Genomic DNA, 16,236 nt, shown 5'->3' with positions numbered 1-16,236 from the left:
TTTTGAATGAATTGGGGATTTAAAAATCGATTAAATACAATTTTACCTGATGGTAGAGCGGTTATGTTAGCAATAGATCACGGCTACTTTTTAGGGCCAATTCACGGGCTAGAACAACCACTTGAAACAGTTAAAAACTTACTTCCTTATACAGACTCCCTCTTTTTAACACGCGGTGTACTTAGCTCCTGTATTCCTGAAAACTGCAGCACACCGATGGTTATGCGTGTATCCGGTGGCGCTACTGTCGTCGGTAAAGATTTAGCGAATGAAACAATTGTTACACCTGTGAAGGAAGCAGTGAAGCAAAACGCAATTGGCGTTGGCGTTTCTGTTTTTGTCGGATCAGACTATGAAACACAAACTGTTACAAATCTCGCAAATGTAGTTTCTGAAGCTCATGATTACGGCCTACCAGTACTCGGCATTACCGCAGTCGCAAAGGAATTACAAAAACGTGAAGCTCGCTTTCTAGCACTTGCTTCCCGCGTATGTGTTGAAATGGGTGCTGATATTATTAAAACGTATTACTGCGAAGGATTCGAAAAAATAACGAGCACATGCCCTGCCCCAGTCGTCATCGCGGGTGGCCCAAAACTAGATTCAATTGAAGACGCATTAAACATTACGTACAATGCATTGCAAGAAGGCGCTATCGGAGTAGACATGGGCCGAAACATATGGCAATCCGAGCACCCAGCTGCGATGATTCAAGCAATACATGGTATTGTGAAAAATGGATTGAATGTGAAAGAGGCACTTGAACTTTATGATGATGTGAAGAATTAATGTGAAAAGACAGACTATTTATTAGTCTGTCTTTTTTGTTAAAATAAAGTAAAGGAGGAATGATTATGCGAAGAATGACTTTCGAACGTCCTACCGATCATTACGATGAACGCTTATACTCTATTGATGAAAAAATTTGCGCCCTATTAAAAGAACGAAAAGAACTTTCAGGTGATGACCCAGGTTTTCCACATGATGAAGCGATTTATAAATGGGCTAAGCAATACGAATTCTATCCAGACTATCTAAACTCATTATTCTCTTCCATGATGGATGAAGAAGAATTTAAACCTCGCGTTGAACCAACTGGCTTCAAAAAACATGTACCTGTTTTTAAAACTTATGAACATAATGGCGTCATGTATACTGTAACTTTTATTCGGCAATATGCAAATGCTAGTGTAGTTTATTTATATAGCGATTGGGATTCCACGGATGAAGATTTTATTGAAAATAAGCCTCATAGTTTCTTCCAATTATTAATAGATGATACATACGATTGCTGGTCAGAAGGTGGTGGCGGCACCAATGGACATATGAATCATCAATTCGTTATATCTCCTGTCCTTCCTGATAATTTGTCTGGAATAAGCTTACGATTTAAAGAACTCAGTATGCCGTTTAGGAAAGATCAAGCTGTGCTTGAATTTGAAATTCAGATAGACAAATAAAGTGAGACTTTACTCAATCCACAAATAGTAAGATAAATAAGGTAATAAAATAAACAAGCCCCTTTCCAAACTGGATAAGGGGCTAAATATGCACCTTCAAATGATTACTCTTGGTGATTACTATTAAGCTTTGAAACTTTCTTACCTTCTCTATAATCAAGACAAGACACTTCAATTAATAAGCCATTAAATACTGTAAAATAAAAACCATAACTACTACCTCGCATCGAATAAGGTTCCTTATCTATTTCAATGCCGCCTGCTACTAAACGATTATACGCTTGATCAACTTCATTTGAAGTATCCACTAAAAAACCAATATGAAAAGCTTCCGGATACGTAACTTCCTTATTCCCTTTAAATGCTTTTGGATCACTTAGCACAAGTATAAATCCACTCTCATCACTCATAACTACAAGTGCTTTCCCTTTTTGTTCCAAAAATTGAAAATCAAAAAATGTTTCAAAGAAATGTCTCGCTTCTGATAAATCATCAACACATAAATTTAAATGATTCAGCTTCATGTACTCATCTCCTTTTAAACAGAAGGGATATAGACTCATTTTCATAACCCTTAAATATGTAAGGCAAGATATTCAAGCGTTCCATCTAAGACTATGCTTTATAAGTCTAATATTTTTTTCTATATCCTAGAACATTTTTTTAATGAATGAAAGATTTCCTATCATTTACATCCCCCCAGTAATAATAAAGAGGATACATGTTTGCTTCTACAACATGTATCCTCTACTTATATATTACGACTGCTGATAAGCCGCTTTCGATGATTTTACATAATAAACTGCATGATCCACATTAATAATATGATCTGGTTTTGGTTTACCACGGCCTGCTCTATGTCCAGCTAAATGTTCTTCACTTGTTTCCCAGTTTTTCCATGCTTCTTCAGATTCCCAGCGAATCATTACGACAACTTCTTCGTCGCCGCGTCTTACTTTTTTCACAAGAACACTTAAATCGATGAAGCCTTCAAATTTTTCAATAATACCTTCTCCAGTGAAACGTTCTACAACTATATTTGATGTACCTTCTTTTACTGTAAATGTTTTCGTTTCGATAAACATATATCCCACTCCCTCTTTGTTATACGAATACTAGTATTCTTCTATTATAATTGATTATGATAATTATTTTCAATTGTAAAGTTTTAATTTTTTGAATTATGCTGATTTCTTTTCTATCGCCTCATCTAAAAATTTGAAATATGGAAGTAACATCCCTATTAAAGATGTAACACATATAATTGCACCGATGATTACATATAGCGCTCTTACTCCCCACATTTCACTCAATATTCCCCCTACTAACACACCTAATGGCATAGCGGATCGTATAAAAAATAAACGCACTGAAAATACTTGCCCTATCATATTATTTGGGACGGTTTGTTGGCATATTGTCGTGTTATGAACATTGAAAAATGCAATACAAATCCCTGCTATTACTTCAATTATTATTGCAATGATAATACTATGATTGAATCCTAATGAAATGTATGTGAGTCCCCCTATAAACAATCCTCCGAGCATAAGTATACGCCGGCTTTTATATGTTACTTTTCCGACTAGTATAGATCCAACTACATAGCCAAGTGGGAATCCGGCCATAAAATAACCATATTCCGCATATCCCGCTGATAGCTCGTCTTTTATATAAGGAAGATTTGTGACCATCGTTACCCCAACTCCAAATTGCACGAAAGTAAGAAATATACCGAGCCAAACGATGATTGGTTTTGTGAAAAAATATGTAAAACCGTGAAGAAATTGTTCTAGCCACGTTTTCCGAATAGGTTGCGACGTTCTATTTTCTTTTATATAAAATAAGAAAGCACCACTAACAAATAGACAAATACATACGAAAGATAATGTAAGTTCTGTTCCAATCAAATGAATGACTACTCCGCCTAATACTGGCGCAAGAAACATCATAAGGCGAGTCATTCCATCAATGTACGCATTTGCATCTTGAAGTTGTTCTTTCCCTACAATGCTCGGTGTAATTGCTTGACTTGCAGGTGTATAAAGTGGTGTAATAAGTCCTACTACAATTTGAACAACATAAATGTGCCAAACTTCTATACTACCTGTAACTAGCATCACCAAAGGTAATAAGAATACGGACGCTCGTATCCATTGTGAACAAATCATAATCCACTTCCGGCTCCATTTATCAATAAATGGGCCACTTATTAATTGCAATATGAGTGATGGGATGAAATATAATAGCCACATACTACTTAAAGCCATTTCCGATCCTGTTAATTCATATACTAGAATTGAATTACATAACGTTCCGAAAGCCCCTCCTAATTCTGAGATTGCACTACCAATCCACATAAAAAAGAAAGAACGATTTTTCAATACACTCTTCACTATAGCTCACCAACTTTTCTCTTAAATTCCTCCCTTTATGTACATTCTTGTTGCATATTATCTATTCAAAAACGCTTCTAATTCTTTTGCTAACGACTGTACTGCTTTCTTCCTTAATACATATTTTCCGTCATGTATATCAACTAACTTCGCTGCACGTAACAATTTCAAATGATGGTGTACTGTCGATTTACCAAGCTGCAATCTTTCCGTTATTTCCTGTAAAGTACGTTCTTTTTCAAACAACATTTTTACAATTCGCAATCTCGCTTCATCCCCAAGAGCCTTATGTTTTTGAACTAAAAAATAATTCGGTTCATACGAATCTTCAGGATGAATGCTTTCATTCGCAACTGGATAATGAAATACTTTCGTATCTTCAATATCTGCTTCAATATTCCACGGTCTGTACGTCATTTGCGGAATAAGAAGTACGTGATGAACACTTGGCTCTGGCATATAGTTCACTCCGCCAGTTGCCCACTCGACAAACTCTTCCGGTTTCATCTTTTTATTCATTTCATTTTTTGCTTCATAATCTCGTTTTAATATAGAAAGTATTTCTTCTTCCTCTTTCTTAATTACACTCTCATACCAACCTGTCATAACAGCAATTAAATGAGATTTCAGCACTTGGACATCAACATCACATATAAAACGAATATACATAGAGCAAAACTGATGTTCTTGTGTCAGTTCCATTAGTTCATGTATTGCAGTTACGTTTCCACTTGCCGCTAAAGTTCTTTTTTCTTGGTACTTCTCTCCTAAAAACGGTAAACATATATACTTCAAACCTTCTTCTGAAAGTAAATCAATTTTAAAATTAAACTGCGATAAATCTTGAAAATCCTCTTCATACAATAACTGAAGCAATGCTTTCCACGTATTATGTTCTTCTACAAACTGTAAGTGTTCTTCCATCTCATCTGTTAATGATTGTCTAATTCCTTTCCATTCACTTTCAGTCTTTTCAAGAGTATCAATTAACCTTTTATGAGTAATTGCTGCAATGCCAAGTGCACATTCGAAAAGTATCGAATATTTCACCTGAACGTTGTATGTTTCCCTCTTTTTACTCTTTATGTGATAGACCTCCATTTTTATCCCCTCCTTGTTTGCTATGTATTAAATTCTATTTTTATCGAATTTTACCTTCTATTCTTTTAGAATTTACAAAAATGTAAATTAAACCACATTCATTCTAAATTAAGAAGAATAAGAGCTTTTTTATATACAAATAATAAAGCTCAAGGAGTGGTTGACATGCATTTCATATTAAATATGTTAGGGATTTTCGTTGTCATATTAATCGTTTTCTTATGTTCGCCTAATAAAAAACATATAAAATGGAGACCAATTGTAATCCTCATCATATTGGAGCTTTTTATTACGTGGTTTATGTTGGGCACAAAGCTAGGCAGTATTATCATTAATAAAATTGCGTCATTTTTCAGTTGGCTACTGGCATGTGCGAATGAAGGAATTCGATTTGCATTTCCTTCCGCTATGGACAGTCCACACATTGATTTCTTCTTTAGCGCGTTACTTCCTATCATTTTTGTTATCACGTTCTTTGATATTCTTTCTTATTTTGGAATCTTAACTTGGATTATTGATAAAGTAGGTGCAGTTATTTCAAAGATTTCTCGTTTACCAAAGTTAGAAAGTTTCTTTTCGATTCAAATGATGTTTTTAGGAAACACCGAAGCACTTGCGGTTGTTCGTGATCAATTATCTGTTTTAAAAGAAAATCGATTATTAACTTTTGGAATTATGAGTATGAGTAGCGTTAGCGGATCCATTCTTGGTGCTTATTTATCAATGGTTCCAGCAACATATATTTTCAGTGCAATCCCATTAAACTGTATTAACGCATTAATTTTAGCCAATGTATTAAATCCTGTGGAAGTTTCGAAAGAAGAAGACGTTGTTTACACACCTTCCAAACATGAAAAAAAGGATTTCTTTTCTACTATTTCAAACAGTATGTTAGTCGGGATGAATATGGTTATCGTTATTTTAGCCATGGTAATTGGATATGTAGCTTTAACAGCATGTTTAAATGGGATTTTAGGCTTTTTTGTAACGGGGTTAACAATTCAAAAAATCTTCTCCATTATCTTTAGTCCTTTTGCATTTTTACTCGGTTTATCAGGCAGTGATGCTATGTACGTAGCTGAATTAATGGGGATCAAAATAACGACGAATGAATTTGTTGCAATGATGGATTTAAAATCAAACTTAAAGTCGCTACAACCGCATACGGTTGCGGTTGCAACGACTTTTCTAGCTTCTTTTGCTAACTTTAGTACAGTAGGTATGATTTACGGAACTTACAATTCATTATTTGGCGGAGAAAAATCATCAGTCATCGGTAAAAATGTTTGGAAGCTTCTTGTTAGCGGGATGGCTGTTTCTTTATTAAGTGCTATGCTCGTTGGGCTATTTGTATGGTAAATAATTTTTATAATAAAAGACACTCAGGCCAATTGAGTGTCTTTTATTATTATTTTCGAATTTGTCCATTTCCACGAATCACATATTTTGTAGAAGTTAATGCTGGAAGCCCCATTGGTCCTCTTACGTGTAACTTTTGTGTACTGATACCAATTTCCGCTCCGAATCCAAATTCGGATCCATCTGTAAAACGAGTCGATGCATTATGATAAAGTGCCGCGGCATCTACAGAAGTAAAAAACTTGCTGACGTTTTCCTCGTTTTCAGTAATAATTGCTTCAGAATGCATAGATCCATACGTATTTATATGATGAATCGCTTCTTCAACAGTGGAAACCACTTTCACTGCTAGTGTAAGAGATAAAAATTCTGTCCCCCAGTCTTCTTCTGAAGCAAGTACAATTGAAGAATCCATTGCAAATGCTTTTTGATCACCACGTAGCTCCACGCCTCTACCCTTCAAAGAAGAAAACAACTCGCTACCATATTTCTCTGCCCACTTCTCATGAAGAACAATCGTTTCAATCGCATTACATACAGATGGACGCTGCGTTTTTGCATTCACAATAATATCCAATGCCATTTGTTTATCCGCTGTTTCATCAATGAAAATATGACAATTTCCCGCACCTGTTTCAAGTACTGGAACAGACGCTTCTCTCACAACAGTATCGATTAATTGTTTGCCACCTCTTGGAATAAGAACGTCTAGATAATCCTTCATTGTAAACAACTGCTTTGCGCTATCTCGCGTTGTATCTTCTATAAGCTGGACGCTTTCTTGAGGTAAGCTTGTTTGTTTGAGCGCCCTGTGAATAACGGCAACGATCGCTTTATTAGAATGAATAGCAGAAGAACTACCACGTAATATGACTGCGTTTCCTGTTTTCAAACAAATTGTAGCAGCATCCACTGTTACATTCGGTCTTGCCTCATAAATCATCCCAACAACACCAAGTGGTACGCGCATTTCCTGAATAGATAGTCCATTTGGCCTTTCCCATGCACTTACACATTCTCCTACAGGATCACGTAATTCAATTAGCTGCTTAATCCCTTCTGTCATATCAACAATACGCTGTTCATTCAGCATAAGGCGATCAAGGAGAGAATCAGAAAACCCTTTTGCCTTACCTTCTTCTATATCCCGTTTGTTTTCCTCTAAAATATAAGCTGTTTCACTTATTAATTGATTTGCAATTGCAGCAAGTGCTTCGTTTTTTTGATTTGTAGATTTTAGTACAAGTTCCCTAACAACCTCTTTTGCTTTTATCCCCTTTGCCAACACTTCATTCATTTTTATTTCCTCCTTTTTAAAGTGAAACCCAATGATCCCTATGGATGACTTCATAACTATGTCTCTCGCCTCTTACTTGAATATCTTGGCTTTGCATACCTTTTACATCTCTTAGTTCCTCTGCACTATATGTGCATTGTCCTTTTCCTATTACGCGCCCTTGTTGCGTTACAACCTCTACAACTTCACCCACTTGGAAAAATCCTGATACATTCGTAACACCAGCTGGAAGTAAACTCTTACCATGCTGAATGATGGCAGTAGCTGCCCCAGCATCTACTTCAATTTGTCCGCTAACAAGCGAATGCAAGGCAATCCATTGCTTGTTCATCTTCATTTCTTTTTGAGGAGCATTACCGACATACGTTCCATCACCCTTACCCTTCAAAACATCTACAAACTTTTCCTGTTCACGTCCTGTTCCGATAAATACACTCACACCAAGAGAGAGTGCTGTCTTTGCAGCATCGATTTTTGATTTCATACCGCCAGTCCCAAGTTTTGAGCCAGCATCTCCTGCAAGAGAAGAAATTTCTTCCGTAACTTCAGGAAGAAAATAATATTTTTTTGCATCCGCATTTTTCTGAGGATTTTTGTCATATAACCCGTTCACATCTGTAAAGATCATAAGCATATCCGCCGAAACAAGCCCGCTTACTAAAGCTGACAGCATATCATTATCACCGAACGTCAGCTCCTCTAAAGAGATGGAATCATTTTCATTAATAATTGGAAGAGCGGAACGGTTTAATAATTCTCCTAACGTAGCGTAAGCATTACTATACTGTTCTTTTCTAGAAAAATCACTTCTCGTCAACAAAAGTTGCGCAGTAACGATGCCATATTTACGGAATTCCTCCGTGTACGCCTGCATTAACAAACTTTGTCCGACAGCTGCTGCAGCCTGTTTCCCTTTAATCGTTACAGGTCTGCTAGGATATCCTAGCGCTGAAAAACCTGCAGCGACGGCTCCAGATGTAATTAACACAACCTCGTGCCCATCAGCTTTCAACCGAGCCAATGCGGCAACGTGATCTGAAAGCTGTTCTGTAGAGATGCCTCCGTGACTATCTGCCAAGGAACTACTCCCAATCTTTACAACAACTCGTTGTTTTTTCACTTTTTTATCCCCCAAGTCTAAAATCAAAGTTTTTTATAAATTACACTTCATTCACTTTGTAACTATATCTATTCTCATCAATGCTGCACTGAAGTATTTAAGAGCAAAATAAAAATGACCGCTTCGCCCTTAATAAAATAAAAAGGACGAAACGGTCATTGTTCCGCGGTACCACCTTAATTGATATACATAGATATCCACTTGGTGCCTATAACGCAGGCGAACGCCTAAACTTTCATTTAAGACTCAGGGATAGGTTCGATATATTCTATACGAGGAATCTTTCAGCCGGTGAATTCCACTCTCTTTCGCAAGAAGACATATGTACTAATTCCCTTCAACGATTTTCAATCTAATTTTTTTATATTATGCGATATAGTTCGATTCGGTGTCAAGAGGTATTTTTAAAAATAAATAGAGCCACAAGTTATTTGTATGAAATTATCGCCCTACTGAATGAAAATACAAAATGATATAAGTTTAACTCATATTCATAAACATAAAATCTTAAATTATAGTGTATATATTTACATAATGTCGAATATAATTAATTTTTATCTTTTAGTGTTGCAAAAAGGAATATATTCTCTTAGAATGTTTCTTTATATTGCACAGGGATGTTATTCTTATTCTAAGAAAATAATATCAAACCGATATAATTGATTATAAAAGGAGCAAGATTGAGTTATTATGGATAAACAAATTGGATTCATCGGTTGCGGAAATATGGGAATGGCTATGATTGGCGGAATGATAAACAAAAATATAGTGTCTTCAAATCATATTATTTGTTCAGATTTAAACACTGCTAATTTAAAAAATGCTAGTGAAAAATATGGGCTAACTACAACTACCGACAACAATAAAGTAGCTAAAAATGCTGATATTTTAATTTTATCAATCAAACCAGACCTATACGCATCAATAATTAATGAAATAAAAGAAGTAATCAAAAACGATGCTATCATCATTACGATCGCTGCTGGGAAAAGTATTGAAAGTACTGAAAATGCCTTTAATAAAAAATTAAAGGTTGTAAGAGTAATGCCTAATACTCCTGCTCTTGTTGGAGAAGGAATGTCTGCATTATGCCCTAATGAAATGGTGACAGAAAAAGATTTAGAAGATGTACTAAACATTTTCAATAGTTTTGGTCAAACAGAGATCGTAAGTGAAAAATTAATGGATGTTGTAACATCTGTAAGTGGTTCTTCACCAGCTTATGTATATATGATTATAGAAGCGATGGCAGATGCTGCTGTACTAGATGGTATGCCAAGAAATCAAGCATATAAATTCGCTGCTCAAGCTGTGTTAGGCTCTGCAAAAATGGTACTAGAAACAGGAATACATCCAGGTGAATTGAAAGATATGGTTTGTTCTCCTGGTGGAACGACAATAGAAGCTGTAGCAACATTAGAGGAAAAAGGATTACGAACAGCGATTATTTCAGCTATGCAACGTTGTACGCAAAAGTCTGTTGAACTATCTGGTCAAACTAAAAAATAAAACTATAAAAGAGATTACGTTAGCTATGAATTCACATAATTTTAATTAAAAATTCACTACATGATAAACGGCCAAACTCATATAAAATTGAGCTTGGCCGTTTCGCTTTTTAATTATATTAAAATAATTTAATTCAAATCTTCTTTAAAGGTTCTATTTTATCCCTTACCTATTCCCTACTATGATTGTGTAATTTTATTAGAAACTAATAATTTTTCAATGCATTTCGGTAACATATCTATTAGTGTTTCAAATGCGTAGTTTACATCTAGACGTTCTGTCCATTGATGTGCATCTTTTCCTACCGGCCCCATATTTAATACTGGAACATCAAACTCTTCTAATTCCTGAAGCGGAATTGAATAACCTTTATCCCATAATGGCATATTGTCTACAAGCGAACTCATTGAATCCAGTGGATACTGCAAGCCTACATAGCTTAAATCTGAAATCCCCCCAAAATAATTTTGGTTTTCAAATGTAATCTTATGATTGTAGTGTGCATACTTTTCCATTTCTACAACTACCTCTTTTATTAAAGGATTGTTGCGTGAACTCACAGCTGGATAGTACGGAGGAGCGAAGAAAAGTACAATCATCGGTGCCTTTTCTTTACATAAAATCGCTAATTTATCTACTAAATCAATCGTTACCGCACGATCATCTTTATCTTCTCTATTTTTTATAATATTAGATTGAATATGATTTATTTTTTCTTGTCCATGTTGCTCAATTGCATATGTGATAAGCTCTTCATAAGTTAATACATTTACTTTGAGATTAGGTGGTATAAATGGATTATATTTAGAAAAACGATATGCATGTTTTTCATACGACTCTTCTATTTTCTCTGCTACTTTCGTTACTTTTTGACGTAACAATGAAACTACATCTGTCATTGATTTTTCTAATAAAAACAAATTAAATAATGTAACTGCACGATGCGGAATTTGTACAGAATAATCCTCTTTTAAGTCCCTTTGAAGTAAGTTAGTTGGCGGAGGACTCGCTTCCCCTTCTACAATGTCACAAAGGTCTGTGTTTAACTCTAATTCTGCTGTTATTAATGAGGCCATATAACTCCCATTTAAGCCTGCAAAAGGTTCACCTACATGTGTCTCTTTTCCATAGCAAAGAAAACCAGGTAACACTTTACCAATAGAGCCAGTGTAAATATACTTATTTTGGTCACCAGGATGTCTTGAAAACATAGGCTCTGAGTTTAAGACCGTTTTATAATCTAAGTTATGCTCTCTTGCTAAATCTAACAATCTCGGAACAGCCGCCCTCATCCCTATAGAATTCACTTCTTCATCTGGTACAGCCAATAAAAGAACATTCCCATCGAATCTTCCTTCACATGCTTGTTCAATCATTGCCATTTGTAATGCGAGGCCGCATTTCATATCCATTGTTCCTCTACCAAACAGCCATTCTCCATGTTCTATATCTTCACGTACATGGTCTGGAAGTTCATCTTTATGAGAATAAAACATAGACGTTAACTTTTTAGGATTAAATGCATCTTCTTTCCACACTCCGTAATCTTGTACATCTACAACATCAAAGTGACTTACTAGAATTACAGTATTTTTTGTACTATCGCTTTTCTTTACTAGTGCTGTAACAAAATATCGTCCGTCCCCTGTCGGATTTTTTTGTAAATGATGCGGGTTTTCTTTGAAGTACTGTAAATCAGATAACTGTTCCACAACAAAGTCTGGCAATATTACTTCAGCTTCTGAACCGGTAATACTAGGAATTTCAACAAGACCGCTTAATAATTGAATCAATTGTTCTTTTGATTGCCACTTTGACATATAAATCCCCCTATTTTTCCGCATTATGAAAACTAATTCCAGTATATGAATAAAAAAATGACGACAGCTATCAAAATTATAGTTCTGATGTACTGCCGATTTTTATTGATATTTCATGAGCCGCTTGTTTTACCTTGCTAATAAGAAAAGATAGTCGATCATCATTAATACGATGACTAATTAACCCAACACTTAATGCTCCTACTACTTTATGATTAAATCCGATAATAGGTGCAGCTACTGAAGCTGTCCCTTCTGTTTTTTCACCATAACTGACAGCATATCCTTCATTTTTTATTTGCTTTATTTGATTAAGAAGAATTTGCTTTTGTTCTGGTAATGAAGAAAGTAAATTTTCTACAATATGTTCCATTTCATTCGTTTTCATATTGGCAAGCATCGTTTTATTTGCGGCACCAATTGAAAGTGGAATTTGTTCCCCTAGATTATCGATAACTCGAATTTTTAAAGGACTATCAATTCTTTCAATGATAATAGAATGTGTTCCGTTTGGAATATTTAAATAGACACTTTCCTCCACTTCAGCAGCTAAACGTTTCATCACTTCTCTTGCAACAGATCTGTAGTCTACCTTCTCCAATTGACGTAACCCTATTTCCATCCACATTGGTCCAATTTTGTACTGTTTTGTCTCTGAAATTTGTGTAACTAACCCATGCTCCATTAAAGAGTTAAGTAATCTATGTACTGTACTAACCGGGAGATGTGTTCCATCAGCTATATCAGAAATAGCCCAATACTCTTTTTCATTTGTAGAATTCAATAATTTAATAATACTTATCGCTCGATCAATGGACTGTACCATAACTCGCCTCAACTTTACTCGTAATATGTTAGTATGCTTAATTAACTATCAATTTAGCAAACATTCAAAATGAAATCAATCTATTTATTTAATTTTCTAACAATAAAAAACGTATCACTAACAAAGAATTGAAAACGCAAACAAAAAATTATTGACTTTTCTTTTTAATTATCTGAAAATTATAACGAGATTTCACATCACGGAATACATTCCATAATACGGAAAAAAATCAAAATTTATTCTATCAACTATGAAAGTGAGGAAAACAATGGCGCAAGTAAGCAATACAAACAATGAATTAAAACGGACGATGAAAAGTAGACACTTATTCATGATTGCACTCGGTGGTGTGATTGGAACGGGGTTATTTAACGGATCTGGCTTTATTATAAGTCAAGCTGGACCTGGCGGATCCGTACTTGCCTTTATGGCCGGTGGATTATTAATGTATTTCGTTATGCTATGTCTTGGTGAACTTGCTGTAGCCATGCCTGTTTCAGGTTCTTTCCAAGAATATGCCACTAAGTTCATCAATCCTGCAACTGGCTTTACAATCGGATGGTTGTATTGGTTAAGCTGGGCGAATACGACCGGTCTTGAATTTACAACTGCCGGCATTACAATGCAGCGCTGGTTTCCTGATATTCCTGTTTGGGTTTGGTGTTTAATATTTGGCGTTACAATCTTCACTATTAATGCATTATCTGCTCGTAGTTATGCAGAAACAGAATTTTGGTTTTCAAGTATAAAAGTATCTGCCATTATCGCTTTCATTATTCTTGGCGGCGCCGCTATGTTCGGTTTTATTGATTTAAAAGGTGACGAACCCGCTCCGCTATTATCAAATTTCGTAAATCATGGTGGTTTATTCCCAAATGGACTTGCCGCTATTCTTTTAACAATGGTTACAGTCAATTATTCCTTCCAAGGTACAGAGCTTGTCGGAATCGCAGCAGGTGAAAGTGAAGATCCAGCAAAAACTTTACCTCGTTCTATTAGAAATATTATATGGCGCACGATGTTTTTCTTCGTCTTAGCAATCTTTGTTCTTGTTGCTTTAATTCCTTGGGAAGAAGCTGGATTAACAAAGAGCCCATTCGTTGCTGTTTTTGATAATATCGGTATTCCATATGCAGCTGATATTATGAACTTTGTTATTCTTACTGCTGTTCTTTCTGTTGCAAACTCAGGACTATACGCTGCTACTCGAATGCTTTGGTCTTTATCAAAAAACGAAATGGCTCCAGCCTTTTTAAAGAAATTATCATCACGTGGGATTCCTCTCAACGCTTTAATCATGACGATAGCTATTTCTGCTTTTTCTCTTTTGACAAGCGTAGTAGCTGCTGAAACTGTTTACTTGTGGCTCATTTCAATTTCCGGAGTCATTACCATTATTGTTTGGATGTCAATTTGTGTTTCTCAATTCTTTTTCCGCAAACATTATTTAGCAGACGGCGGAAAATTAGAAGACTTAAAATTTAAAACGCCACTTTATCCACTCGTACCAATTCTTGGTTTTGGATTGTATGGCATTATATTAATCAGTCTTATTTTTATCCCAGAACAACGACTTGGAATCTATTGCACTGTCCCATTTATCATCTTTTGCTATACCTACTATCACTTTAAAGTTAAGAAAAGAATATCTACTAACACTCATAGTGAAAGTAAAATTAGCGAGACTTCGTAATATTTGACGATACATAAAAGACCACACGTGGCGTTTCACTTCATGTGTGGTCTTTTATCGTTCCTTCTCTCATTTCCCCCTACTATTGAAAGAATTATTTATAACACTTTAAGTTCTGGATTGCTCAGGTGAACTTTGGGTTGAAAAATGAGCATTTCTATACCTTTCCCAAAATTTCAAGTTCTGCTAATGATGTTGTAGAAAGTGTTAATGTAGTAAATACTATAATACTAACCATTACTATTTTTACTATTCATAAGTTGATGATTCTGCTTACTATTACTGTTTTGTTTTGATATATTTAATATATATTTAAAGACAGACAGGAGTTAGATACGATGATAAAAGGTTTTGGAGGAATATTTTGGAGAACTAAGAATCTTGATGTTATAAAAAAATGGTACAGTGAAGTGTTGAAACTTGATATAGAAGATTGGAATGGAACTGTGATTAAACCCCAGTTAGGAAATGAGACCATCTTTTCTTTCTTTACAGAGAATGACAATTATTTTCCAAAAGAACAACAAGTGATGTTAAATTTCGAAGTACATAATCTAAACGAGACTATAAAGCATCTTGAGAATATTGGTGTACCTCTTGAGAAGAAAGAAGAAATCAGTGAATTTGGAAAGTTTATTTGGATTAAGGATCCTGAAGGTCGATTGATCGAACTTTGGGAGAAATAGTGGATTATACTTATTTACTATTAAGTTAACAGCTGCGTTAATACATCAAGGTAAATAAAAAAGTCGATTCCTTTAACTCCACAGGAAATCGATTTTTTTGTGGAGTTAAACTTCTTAGCTTTGTAAATCCTCATTTTTCAAATTCTACCCTATGGCCACCAACTTAAAAACATAAAAAAACGCTATTCTTACGAAAAGAATAGCGTTTTTCATTATTTAAATATGATTTCATCTGAATTTAATAGATATATCCCCTCTCCTACAAAAGTAGTAGAGTGTTCATTTAAACACTTACTACCTCAGTGGGATTTATCACATTCCAATTTCAATATAATAGTAAATAGGTATATCGGATATAGATGTACATTACTAGGCTTATACATATTTCAACTTTAGAATTACATTCACTATTTAATTGGTAGTTACCAATAAAGAAAGGAATGATCATAATAATACAGAACATATACGAAACTCATTTACATGTAAGAAATTTAGAAAAAGCAATAAATTTCTATCAAAACAAGCTAGGATTAACGTTAGCAAGAAAACTCTCCAAAAGAAGAGTGGCTTTCTTTTGGGTCGGAGAAAATAAACAACAAATGCTTGGACTATGGGAAGTAAATAATATCGAAGACTTTGAGCCGAGACATTTTGCTTTTGGTGTAAATTTAGAGTCTTTAATGACTTATAAAGCGTGGTTAGAGGAACGTGGAATAGAAGTGATAGGAAGTCAAGGAAAAGGAAATCAAGAGCCAATTGTCCAAAGGTGGATGCCCGCTGCAAGTGTATACTTTCTAGATTGTGATGGAAATAAATTAGAATTCATTTCTATGTTACATGAGAATCCAGATGAATTAGAATATGCATCCTATTTAAGTGTATGGAATACGGAACACCAAGAAAAATGAATGATATTTCCGTTCAAGTCTTTTCTTATTTTTAGATATAATGTTGTACTATCCCCATGCC

At 35.0% G+C, this 16,236-nt stretch carries 15 protein-coding genes and 1 other annotated feature; of the genes, 7 read left to right on the top strand and 8 right to left on the bottom strand.

All coding sequences use genetic code 11. From position 1 onward, the window contains the following. The first annotated feature begins 6 nt into the window (after positions 1-6). Together lsrF and JFU02_RS00855 are read left to right on the top strand one after the other, a co-directional pair. The gene (gene lsrF / locus JFU02_RS00860; protein ID WP_201069435.1) at positions 7-789 is read left to right on the top strand and encodes a 3-hydroxy-5-phosphonooxypentane-2,4-dione thiolase; all 783 of its coding nucleotides are present in this window, start codon (positions 7-9) and stop codon (positions 787-789) included. 65 nt (positions 790-854) lie between these two features. After that, positions 855-1,460 (top strand): hypothetical protein, encoded by a 606-nt coding sequence (locus JFU02_RS00855; protein ID WP_201069434.1) that lies wholly within the window; start codon positions 855-857, stop codon positions 1,458-1,460. 104 nt (positions 1,461-1,564) lie between these two features. Here JFU02_RS00855 and JFU02_RS00850 read toward each other — a convergent pair whose 3' ends face one another. From JFU02_RS00850 to JFU02_RS00835, 4 genes are all read right to left on the bottom strand, one after another. Beyond that, the gene (locus tag JFU02_RS00850; protein ID WP_000773084.1) at positions 1,565-1,984 is read right to left on the bottom strand and encodes a VOC family protein; all 420 of its coding nucleotides are present in this window, start codon (positions 1,982-1,984) and stop codon (positions 1,565-1,567) included. 234 nt (positions 1,985-2,218) lie between these two features. After that, positions 2,219-2,545 (bottom strand): heme-degrading monooxygenase HmoA, encoded by a 327-nt coding sequence (hmoA, locus tag JFU02_RS00845; RefSeq protein WP_000469496.1) that lies wholly within the window; start codon positions 2,543-2,545, stop codon positions 2,219-2,221. Positions 2,546-2,641: 96 nt separating this feature from the next. Further along, entirely contained in the window at positions 2,642-3,856 is a 1,215-nt protein-coding gene (locus tag JFU02_RS00840) for an MFS transporter (protein WP_000843810.1), read from the bottom strand. A 57-nt stretch (positions 3,857-3,913) separates the two neighbouring features. Beyond that, positions 3,914-4,957, bottom strand: a complete 1,044-nt coding sequence (locus tag JFU02_RS00835) for an ArsR/SmtB family transcription factor (protein WP_201069433.1) — start codon at positions 4,955-4,957, stop codon at positions 3,914-3,916. Between the two features lie 165 nt (positions 4,958-5,122). On the opposite strand from JFU02_RS00835, the gene JFU02_RS00830 reads away from it, so the two are divergent. Continuing rightward, on the top strand, positions 5,123-6,316 hold the full coding sequence (locus JFU02_RS00830; RefSeq protein ID WP_000545482.1) for a NupC/NupG family nucleoside CNT transporter: 1,194 nt from the start codon (positions 5,123-5,125) through the stop codon (positions 6,314-6,316). A 49-nt stretch (positions 6,317-6,365) separates the two neighbouring features. Here the strand turns inward: JFU02_RS00830 and proA are convergent, their stop codons facing one another. Both proA and proB read right to left on the bottom strand, forming a co-directional pair. Next, the gene (proA, locus tag JFU02_RS00825; RefSeq protein WP_088022207.1) at positions 6,366-7,613 is read right to left on the bottom strand and encodes a gamma-glutamyl phosphate reductase; all 1,248 of its coding nucleotides are present in this window, start codon (positions 7,611-7,613) and stop codon (positions 6,366-6,368) included. Positions 7,614-7,629: 16 nt separating this feature from the next. Next, complete coding sequence (proB, locus tag JFU02_RS00820; protein WP_201069432.1) at positions 7,630-8,733, bottom strand: glutamate 5-kinase; 1,104 nt, start codon at positions 8,731-8,733, stop codon at positions 7,630-7,632. 139 nt (positions 8,734-8,872) lie between these two features. Next, positions 8,873-9,083 (bottom strand) — a binding site (T-box leader). 340 nt (positions 9,084-9,423) lie between these two features. Between proB and proC the strand changes: the two genes are divergently transcribed. After that, a complete protein-coding gene (gene proC, locus JFU02_RS00815) occupies positions 9,424-10,242 on the top strand; it encodes a pyrroline-5-carboxylate reductase (RefSeq protein WP_000360722.1) in 819 nt (272 codons plus the stop codon). A gap of 179 nt (positions 10,243-10,421) precedes the next feature. Here the strand turns inward: proC and JFU02_RS00810 are convergent, their stop codons facing one another. Both JFU02_RS00810 and JFU02_RS00805 read right to left on the bottom strand, forming a co-directional pair. Then, positions 10,422-12,086 (bottom strand): M20/M25/M40 family metallo-hydrolase, encoded by a 1,665-nt coding sequence (locus tag JFU02_RS00810; protein ID WP_003274521.1) that lies wholly within the window; start codon positions 12,084-12,086, stop codon positions 10,422-10,424. A 52-nt stretch (positions 12,087-12,138) separates the two neighbouring features. After that, on the bottom strand, positions 12,139-12,888 hold the full coding sequence (locus JFU02_RS00805; RefSeq protein WP_000250751.1) for an IclR family transcriptional regulator: 750 nt from the start codon (positions 12,886-12,888) through the stop codon (positions 12,139-12,141). A gap of 268 nt (positions 12,889-13,156) precedes the next feature. Here JFU02_RS00805 and JFU02_RS00800 point away from each other — a divergent pair, with 268 nt between their 5' ends. The 3 genes from JFU02_RS00800 (at position 13,157) to JFU02_RS00790 (ending at position 16,175) form a co-directional block, all read left to right on the top strand. Then, positions 13,157-14,581 carry an amino acid permease gene (locus tag JFU02_RS00800; protein ID WP_016081145.1) on the top strand — a complete coding sequence of 475 codons (1,425 nt, stop codon included), beginning with the start codon at positions 13,157-13,159 and terminating at the stop codon, positions 14,579-14,581. 338 nt (positions 14,582-14,919) lie between these two features. After that, positions 14,920-15,267, top strand: a complete 348-nt coding sequence (locus tag JFU02_RS00795; RefSeq protein ID WP_016081144.1) for a VOC family protein — start codon at positions 14,920-14,922, stop codon at positions 15,265-15,267. Positions 15,268-15,716: 449 nt separating this feature from the next. Continuing rightward, positions 15,717-16,175 carry a VOC family protein gene (locus JFU02_RS00790; RefSeq protein WP_201069446.1) on the top strand — a complete coding sequence of 153 codons (459 nt, stop codon included), beginning with the start codon at positions 15,717-15,719 and terminating at the stop codon, positions 16,173-16,175. Positions 16,176-16,236 lie beyond the last annotated feature (61 nt).

Source organism: Bacillus sp. TH13 (assembly GCF_016651175.1).
Taxonomy (GTDB): Bacteria; Bacillota; Bacilli; order Bacillales; family Bacillaceae_G; genus Bacillus_A; species Bacillus_A thuringiensis_S.
The sequence above is the reverse complement of the archived record's forward strand: the minus strand, read 5'-3'. Positions and strand labels throughout refer to the sequence as shown.

Excerpts from the sequence above, each read along its gene's own strand:
- JFU02_RS00830 (WP_000545482.1), top strand. The coding sequence starts at position 5,123 with ATGCATTTCATATTAAATATGTTAGGGATTTTCGTTGTCATATTAATC.
- proA (WP_088022207.1), bottom strand. The coding sequence starts at position 7,613 with ATGAATGAAGTGTTGGCAAAGGGGATAAAAGCAAAAGAGGTTGTTAGG.
- JFU02_RS00850 (WP_000773084.1), bottom strand. The coding sequence starts at position 1,984 with ATGAAGCTGAATCATTTAAATTTATGTGTTGATGATTTATCAGAAGCG.
- hmoA (WP_000469496.1), bottom strand. The coding sequence starts at position 2,545 with ATGTTTATCGAAACGAAAACATTTACAGTAAAAGAAGGTACATCAAAT.
- proC (WP_000360722.1), top strand. The coding sequence starts at position 9,424 with ATGGATAAACAAATTGGATTCATCGGTTGCGGAAATATGGGAATGGCT.
- JFU02_RS00835 (WP_201069433.1), bottom strand. The coding sequence starts at position 4,957 with ATGGAGGTCTATCACATAAAGAGTAAAAAGAGGGAAACATACAACGTT.
- lsrF (WP_201069435.1), top strand. The coding sequence starts at position 7 with ATGAATTGGGGATTTAAAAATCGATTAAATACAATTTTACCTGATGGT.
- JFU02_RS00810 (WP_003274521.1), bottom strand. The coding sequence starts at position 12,086 with ATGCGGAAAAATAGGGGGATTTATATGTCAAAGTGGCAATCAAAAGAA.
- JFU02_RS00795 (WP_016081144.1), top strand. The coding sequence starts at position 14,920 with ATGATAAAAGGTTTTGGAGGAATATTTTGGAGAACTAAGAATCTTGAT.
- JFU02_RS00805 (WP_000250751.1), bottom strand. The coding sequence starts at position 12,888 with ATGGTACAGTCCATTGATCGAGCGATAAGTATTATTAAATTATTGAAT.
- JFU02_RS00800 (WP_016081145.1), top strand. The coding sequence starts at position 13,157 with ATGGCGCAAGTAAGCAATACAAACAATGAATTAAAACGGACGATGAAA.
- JFU02_RS00855 (WP_201069434.1), top strand. The coding sequence starts at position 855 with ATGCGAAGAATGACTTTCGAACGTCCTACCGATCATTACGATGAACGC.